4 protein-coding genes and 1 other annotated feature are annotated in these 3,303 nt (G+C 40.9%); all 4 genes read left to right on the top strand.

Annotated elements, in window-relative coordinates; all coding sequences use genetic code 11:
* A partial coding sequence (gene bamD, locus AB4496_RS26020; protein WP_372132764.1) for an outer membrane protein assembly factor BamD occupies positions 1-355 on the top strand: 355 nt, incomplete at its 5' end.
* Between the two features lie 157 nt (positions 356-512).
* Positions 513-1,937, top strand: coding sequence for a lytic transglycosylase F (locus AB4496_RS26015; RefSeq protein WP_309598818.1), 1,425 nt, complete (start codon positions 513-515; stop codon positions 1,935-1,937).
* Positions 1,938-2,361: 424 nt separating this feature from the next.
* A complete protein-coding gene (gene hpf / locus AB4496_RS26010; protein ID WP_004735034.1) occupies positions 2,362-2,697 on the top strand; it encodes a ribosome hibernation-promoting factor, HPF/YfiA family in 336 nt (111 codons plus the stop codon).
* A gap of 110 nt (positions 2,698-2,807) precedes the next feature.
* Positions 2,808-2,929: a sequence feature (Phe leader region), on the top strand.
* Positions 2,930-2,941: 12 nt separating this feature from the next.
* The coding region (locus tag AB4496_RS26005; RefSeq protein ID WP_372132761.1) for a chorismate mutase at positions 2,942-3,303 on the top strand (362 nt) is incomplete at its 3' end.

Genomic DNA, 3,303 nt, shown 5'->3' with positions numbered 1-3,303 from the left:
TTTTAATATCGATCGTAGCGACCGAGATCCAGAGCCAGTGAAACTTGCATTTGCTGATTTCAAACGACTGTTAGAACGTTTCCCTGCAAGCCCATACGCTGAAGATGCACAAAAACGCATGTTCGCACTGAAAAACCGCCTAGCGGAGTATGACTTAGCAACCGCTGATTTCTACCTGCGTCGTGAAGCTTGGATTGCAGCTATAAACAGAACACAAGAGTTACAGAAGACTTACCCTGACACCATTGCTGCACGTAAGTCTTTAGACATTCAATTAGAAGCTTATGAACAACTAGGCTTAGAAGACGCAGTGTTACGAACAGAAAAGTTAATCGAGCTCAATCCACTGCCTTAGTCAGCGAATCACACTCGTCGTTAACTAAAACAATCACTTCAAAATCGCGCTAATTTGTTAGCGCGATTTTTTTTGAACTTCGTCTGGTAAACTTGATGAATGGCAACATAAGCAGTATCTTCAATAGATAACTTTTAACAAAACATCAACATGGAGTGTGGATGTGAGCAGGATGTTATTATTTATCTGGATCGGGTTATTTAGCCAACTTTCCAACGCATTAGAACTGTCCCCATTGAGCAATCAACCTTACATGGGAGACTTAGATGTACTCAAAACAAAAGGAACAGTGAGAGTATTGGTTTCGGCTGATCTGGGCTTTTACTACATAGAAGATGGCAAGCCAAAAGGTATTGTGGCAGAAATGCTCTACCACTTTGAGAAAAGTCTTCGTAAGAAGCACCCCTATCTCAACGTTCAAATCATCCCCGTGCAACGAGATGATCTACTCCCCTCGTTAGAATCTGGTTACGGTGATGTCGCTGTCGCCAACCTAACGATCACCGACAAGCGGTTAAGTGTCATCGATTTTTCCGATCCAATGATCAAAGATGGGAAAGAACTGATTATCACCGGAAAAAATTCTGCCCCTATCACCGAAATCAAGCAATTGAGTGGTCAAGAGGTCTGGATCCGAGCTAGCTCAAGTTACTTCGAGAGTGTTCAAAGAGTCAACAAAGAGCTTAACGCACTAGGTTTACCACCACTGCATGTCCACTTTATCGAAGAATCATTGCAAGACTACGAGCTGATAGAACTAGTTAATCAGGGTTATATACAAGGTACAGTTCTAGATAGCCACAAAGCTAAGCTCTGGCTCGATGTTATGGAAAACATTCAGGTACACACTGAGTTGCCGCTGCGTGAAAATGGTCAAATTGCTTGGGCACTGAGAAAAGACAGCCCTCAGCTAAAGAAAGAGATCAACAAATACGTAAAGACCGCACGAACAGGAACTCTACTTGGGAACGTTATCTATAATAAATACATCGACAACACTCGTTGGTTAGGGCGAGCACTCAACCCAAATAAAGTAGACCGAGTGGCAAAACTGGCAGATGTCTTTGAAAAATATTCGAATGAATACGAATTCGACCCTTTGATGATGTCAGCTCAAGGTTTCCAAGAGTCTGGACTTGATCAAAGCAGGGTTTCTCACCGAGGCGCCATCGGTGTAATGCAGGTGTTGCCAAGTACCGCCAAAGACAAAAACGTCAATATAAAAAACATACATAAGGTGGATAACAACATCCATGCTGGTGTGAAATATATGCGCTTTATCAAAGACCGATATTTTGACGATCCAGCGATATCGCCTGACAATCAAATCTACTTCACTTTAGCTTCTTACAATGCCGGCCCCGCTAAGATAAGAAAGATGCGGAACATTGCTAAAAAAAAGGGTTATAACCCAAATATCTGGTTTAAAAACGTGGAAATCATCACTCGTAAGTACGTGAGTAAAGAACCCGTAACCTATGTCGCCAACATCAATCGTTACTTCGTCATTTACAAACAATTGCAAGCAATCAATGCCATCCGAGAGGACGGTACAGCGAGATTACTGAACACTAACGATTAACTTCGCCCTTAACATCAGAGCTTGAGGAACAAAGGTGTTAGATAAGGTTAAAAACATAAAAGCCGCATAAGAAAACTTATGCGGCTTTTGTTTATCTAATTCTGAAGAAGCTTACGCAGAGAGCTACATCATGATACCTATATCACAAAACACTATTGAGTAAATTTCAATCAAGCACTTTCTATAGGCTGTAGTCCGCCCCTAAAAACTGGTTTAATTTTTAGCGAAGCCTTGCCTCCAACTTATCGTTTTTCATAGGGATAACAAGTATTTTTCGACAAAAAGATATCAAGACTTGCGTGAGATCACATTTGATTTTAATGCTTATCCCACCCAACCAAAACAAGATCTAAATCACATTCTTTATTCCTAAAAGTCGTAATCTGAAGTTAACCCATGAGGGATACAACAGAGGAAAACTTCTATGAAAATGAACATCACTGGTAAAAATATCGACATTACCTCTGCAATCCGTGATCACATAGAAAGCAAATTTAAGAAGCTGGATAAATGGCAAGTAGACATCATTGGCTGCCAAGCGAGCTTTAGCGAAGAACCAAATAAAAAGAAAAAATTTGAAGCCGTTCTAACGGTACCAAAAGGCCAACTTGTTGCTTCATCAATTCATGACGACCTCTACGTAGCTATTAACGAAGTAGAACAAAAACTAGAGCGTCAACTCAACAAGCTGCGCCATAAACCAGAAGCGCGCCGCGCTGAAAAGCCTGAAATCGAAGAGCTAGAAGCTGAAGTAGAATAAGGAAATATGACAGATTAAAAAATAGCGCCTCAGGGCGCTATTTTTTTGCTTGACGCTCGTAGCTCGCTTGCTTATTGTGTTTAAACATTCATAAAACAATCACTTTTTATGCACTCTCACTCTTTGTTTATTTTTGACTTCTTTTTTCTTCCGTAAATCGGAGGCTAAGTCGTTTTAGAAAAACAAGTCAAAAACGAACAAGAAGCCTCCCACACTAGGGGGGCTTTTTTATAAGGACACATTTATGACTGACCGAACAATTTCACTAGATGATATCCGCCTTCGTCTCAATGATTTAGACGACGAACTCCTAAAATTACTTTCAGAGCGTCGTAAGCTGAGTATCGAAGTCGCTAAAAGCAAGGTAGAAACGTCAAAACCCGTTCGTGATGCAGTACGAGAGCAACAACTACTAGTCAAATTGATCAACAACGGTAAAGATAAATACGAGCTTGATGCGCAGTACATTACTAAGTTGTTTCATACCATCATTGAAGATTCGGTTCTGCTGCAACAGTCATACCTGCAAAACCTTGCGAATCCACAAAGCCGTAAACCACTAGCTCGCGTTGCATTCTTAGGTTCTAAGGGATCGTATTCTCACCT

Source organism: Vibrio sp. 10N.222.46.A1, assembly GCF_041473595.1.
Classification (GTDB): Bacteria; Pseudomonadota; Gammaproteobacteria; order Enterobacterales; family Vibrionaceae; genus Vibrio; species Vibrio tasmaniensis_A.
Note: the sequence above shows the minus strand (reverse complement) of the source record. Positions and strands in the feature narration are given on the sequence as shown.

Coding starts and splice junctions, on each gene's coding strand:
- hpf (WP_004735034.1), top strand. CDS start 2,362: ATGAAAATGAACATCACTGGTAAAAATATCGACATTACCTCTGCAATC.